The following is a 4089-nucleotide window of genomic DNA, read 5'->3' on the forward strand; positions in this document are numbered from 1 at the left end:
CTCCAGCACCCATTCGTTGCCGTTCAGTTGACGCAGCGGCGCGACGGCGCTGTGCGAGAACACGCCGTAGGTTTCTTCGAGAATCTTTTTGAAATCGGCGTCAGGAATGCTGCCGGTGACAAACGGGCGCATGACGCGGAAAGCCAGCTCGTGATACGGCAGGCCGGCCCAGGAAGCGATTTCTTCCTGGGTGAAACGTGGCAGGTTTTCCGGGACGTACAGACCGCCATCGGTGGCCAGACCGGCCAGCAGGACGTCTTCGAAATTCAGGGCCGGTGCCTGGCCGCGGGTACTGATATAACGCATGTTTTCAAACCTTCGGTTTGAGCTTCAAGCTGCGAGCTACAAGCTGCAAGTAAAAGCCAGACCGCTTTTCTCTTGCCGCTTGCAGCTCGAAGCTTGCAGCTGCTTCTGTTTAGTTCAGGTGCTCGACGCGGATCCGTACAACCGGACCATTCACGCCGGCCAGCGCTTCGAGGGCGGCGATCGCATCGTTGATACGCTGCTCGACCACGCGGTGGGTCAGCAGGATCATCGGCACCAGACCGTCTTGCTCTTCGACTTCCTTCTGCATGATCGACTCGATGTTGATGCCGCGCTCCGAGAGGATGCTCGCCACCTGAGCCAGTACGCCCGGATGGTCCTTGGCCTGAATGCGCAGGTAATACGCGCTTTCGCAGGCTTCGATCGGCAGGATCGGATGGGCCGACAGCGAGTCCGGCTGGAAGGCCAGATGCGGCACGCGGTTTTCCGGGTCGGAAGTCATGGCGCGAACCACGTCTACCAGGTCGGCGATCACCGACGACGCGGTTGGCTCCATGCCGGCGCCAGCGCCGTAGAACAGGGTCGAGCCGGCGGCGTCACCATTGACCATCACCGCGTTCATCACACCGTTGACGTTGGCGATCAGACGATCAGCCGGGATCAGCGTCGGGTGTACGCGCAGCTCGATACCGGCCGCAGTGCTGCGAGCCACACCGAGGTGCTTGATGCGGTAGCCCAGCGCTTCGGCGTAGTTCACGTCAGCGGTGGTCAGTTTGGTGATGCCTTCGGTGTAAGCCTTGTCGAATTGCAGCGGAATACCGAACGCGATCGACGCCAGAATCGTCAGCTTGTGCGCGGCGTCGATGCCTTCGACGTCGAAGGTCGGATCGGCTTCGGCATAACCCAGCGCCTGCGCTTCGACCAGCACGTCTTCGAAGGTACGGCCCTTCTCGCGCATTTCGGTGAGGATGAAGTTGCCGGTGCCGTTGATGATCCCGGCAACCCAGTTGATGCGGTTGGCGGACAGGCCTTCGCGGATCGCCTTGATCACCGGAATGCCACCGGCCACCGCCGCTTCGAACGCGACGATCACGCCTTTCTCGCGCGCCTTGGCGAAAATTTCATTACCGTGAACGGCAATCAGAGCCTTGTTCGCGGTGACCACATGCTTGCCATTCTCGATGGCCTTGAGTACCAGCTCGCGGGCGACGGTGTAGCCGCCCATCAGCTCTATGACGATGTCGATCTCAGGGTTCGTGGCCACTTCGAAGACATCGGTGGTAATCGCAATACCGGTCGTCTGGAACTGAGGCTTTGGCGTGCGCATGGCAATTTGTGCCACTTCGATCCCACGCCCGGCACGACGAGCAATTTCCTCGGCGTTGCGCTGAAGTACGTTGAAGGTACCGCCACCGACGGTCCCTAACCCACAGATGCCTACTTTGACCGGATTCACTGTGAACTCCCCATAAAACGGCCGACGCTGGGTCGGCCGGAAAACAACCGCGTGCTCGCGGCCCTCTATTGATGGCCCGGCGATGCTGCTGCCGGACCATGATCGTCAACGGCTGACCGTGACGATGCGAATTACTTCGCGCCCAAGGCCAGTTTGGCGACTTGTGGCGCCGGCTGGTAGCCCGGAATGACTTGTCCGTCGGCCAAAACGATGGCCGGTGTGCCGTTCACGCCGATCGACTGACCGAGGGCGAACTGCTTCGAAACCGGGTTCTCGCACTTGGCGGCCTTGATTTCCTTGCCATCGACCATTTTGTCCATGGCGGCTTTCTTGTCTTTCGAGCACCACACGGCTTGCAACTGCTCGTCACCCGGAGAGCCGAGGCCCTGACGCGGGAAGGCCACATAACGCACTTCGATGCCGCGCTTGTTCAGCTCGGGCACTTCGGCGTGCAGCTTGTGGCAGTACGGGCAGGTGGTGTCGGTGAACACGGTGATGTGCGATTTGGTCTCGCCCACGGCCGGGTACACCACAGTCTCGGCCACCGGGATGGCGTTGACCAGTTTGGAGATGCCCAGGCGTTCGGTCTTCTCGGTCAGGTTGACCGGTTTGCCGTCCTTGAGCTGGAACAGATAGCCCTGAACGATGTACTGGCCATCGGCGCTGGCGTACAGCACGCGGCTACCCTTGAGCTTGACTTCATACATGCCCGGCAACGGGCTGGCGCTGATGCTTTCTACCGGAACCTCGAGTTCGAGTTTTTCCAGGCTTTGACGAATGGCTTTGTCGGCCGCGTCATCGGCGACGGCAAAGGTGCTGACCAACGCAATGGCTGCGGCGGCGAAAATCTGGGTCAGACGCATGAGAACTCCTGAAGGCGGACAAATGAAGCGGTCAGAACGCCCGTGCCGGAACACCGGGTCATAACCGTCCATCGTGCAAACCGGCAAAGCCTAACACATAAGGTCACGGTGGCCGAATGCGCCTGACACAAGACACTCAAGGCCAACTGACACACATTATTGTGGTGAGGGGATTTATCCCCTCACCACAGGTACACACTCCACCATTGGAGATTTCATCAGCCGCGCGGGTGGTGTTTGGCGTGCAGGTCCTGCAAACGGGCGCGGGCAACGTGAGTGTAGATCTGCGTAGTGGAAAGGTCGCTGTGCCCGAGCAACATCTGCACCACGCGCAAATCCGCGCCGTGATTGAGCAGGTGCGTGGCAAATGCGTGACGCAAGGTGTGCGGCGACAGCGACTTGCCAATCCCGGCGACCTTGGCCCAATGCTTGATGCGATGCCAGAAGGTCTGGCGGGTCATCTGTTCGCCGCGCTGGCTGGGGAACAGCACATCGCTGGGCCGGCCACCGAGCAGCTCGCTACGGCCATCGCGCATATAACGCTCGACCCAGACGATCGCCTCCTCGCCCATCGGCACCAGCCGTTCCTTGCTGCCCTTGCCCATCACCCGCAACACGCCCTGGCGCAGGTTGACCTGCTCCAGCGTCAGGCTCACCAGTTCGGTCACCCGCAGCCCGCAGGCGTAGAGCACTTCAAGCATGGCACGGTCACGCTGGCCGATGGCTTCGCTCAGATCCGGCGCCTTCAGCAAGGCTTCCACGTCGGCTTCGGACAGGGATTTGGGCAGCGGTCGACCAAGTTGTGGCATGTCGACGCGCAATGTCGGATCGACACTGATCAGCTTTTCCCGCAGCAAATAACGATAAAAGCCACGCACACCGGAGAGAAATCTCGCGGTGGAGCGTGGTTTGTAGTTCTGCTCCAGACGCCAGGCCAAGTGGTCGAGGATCAATTCACGACCGGCGTTGATCAGCTCGAGGTTTTTCTCCTGCAGCCAGCCGTTGAACAGCGCCAGGTCGCTGCGGTAGGCGCCACGGGTGTTTTCCGACAGGCCCTTCTCCAGCCATAAAGCGTCGAGGAATTGGTCAATCAGCGGATGGTCAATAGCAGGCATGGGCGCTCAAGACACGCAACCTCGGGGATTGCGCGCAAATGTAGAGTGAACTGTAGGAATGGGCGCTAGTCTTTCATAGCCCGCTATTTCAAGGAACAGGGAGCTTCAATGAACGAGCAGCAAATTCTCTTGGCATTCGGCGGGATTGGCGCTGCTGCGCTGGGCTGCCAGTGGCTGGCGTGGCGCCTGAAGCTGCCGGCGATTCTGTTTCTGTTGCTGACCGGGATTCTCGCGGGACCGGTACTCGGCTGGCTCGATCCGCAGGAAATGTTCGGACCGCTGCTGATGCCTCTGGTGTCACTGGCGGTGGCATTGATCCTGTTCGAGGGCAGCCTGACCCTGCATCTGTCTGAATGGCGCGAGATCGGCAGCGTCGTGCATCGTCTGGTGA

The 4089-nt window shown here is 60.4% G+C and carries 3 protein-coding genes and 2 pseudogenes; 1 reads left to right on the plus strand and 4 read right to left on the minus strand.

Annotated elements, in window-relative coordinates; genetic code table 11:
- The 4 genes and pseudogenes from DBR24_RS32380 to xerD all read right to left on the minus strand — a co-directional run.
- A pseudogene (locus DBR24_RS32380) lies at positions 1-306 on the minus strand (threonine synthase); the annotation flags it as partial.
- Between the two features lie 109 nt (positions 307-415).
- The gene (locus DBR24_RS16075) at positions 416-1720 is read right to left on the minus strand and encodes a homoserine dehydrogenase (protein ID WP_123464955.1); all 1305 of its coding nucleotides are present in this window, start codon (positions 1718-1720) and stop codon (positions 416-418) included.
- 131 nt (positions 1721-1851) lie between these two features.
- Positions 1852-2583, minus strand: coding sequence for a bifunctional protein-disulfide isomerase/oxidoreductase DsbC (gene dsbC / locus DBR24_RS16080; protein WP_064120585.1), 732 nt, complete (start codon positions 2581-2583; stop codon positions 1852-1854).
- Between the two features lie 218 nt (positions 2584-2801).
- Positions 2802-3698, minus strand: coding sequence for a site-specific tyrosine recombinase XerD (xerD, locus tag DBR24_RS16085; RefSeq protein ID WP_128615256.1), 897 nt, complete (start codon positions 3696-3698; stop codon positions 2802-2804).
- A gap of 108 nt (positions 3699-3806) precedes the next feature.
- On the opposite strand from xerD, the pseudogene DBR24_RS16090 reads away from it, so the two are divergent.
- Positions 3807-4089, plus strand: a pseudogene (locus DBR24_RS16090) (sodium:proton antiporter); the annotation flags it as partial.

The sequence above is a fragment of the Pseudomonas sp. HMWF006 genome, assembly GCF_003061205.1.
GTDB classification, from domain to species: domain Bacteria; phylum Pseudomonadota; class Gammaproteobacteria; order Pseudomonadales; family Pseudomonadaceae; genus Aquipseudomonas; species Aquipseudomonas monsensis.

What these genes read in the sequence shown, in the direction of transcription:
- dsbC (WP_064120585.1), bottom strand. Translation starts at nt 2,583, where the DNA reads ATGCGTCTGACCCAGATTTTCGCCGCCGCAGCCATTGCGTTGGTCAGC.
- xerD (WP_128615256.1), bottom strand. Translation starts at nt 3,698, where the DNA reads ATGCCTGCTATTGACCATCCGCTGATTGACCAATTCCTCGACGCTTTA.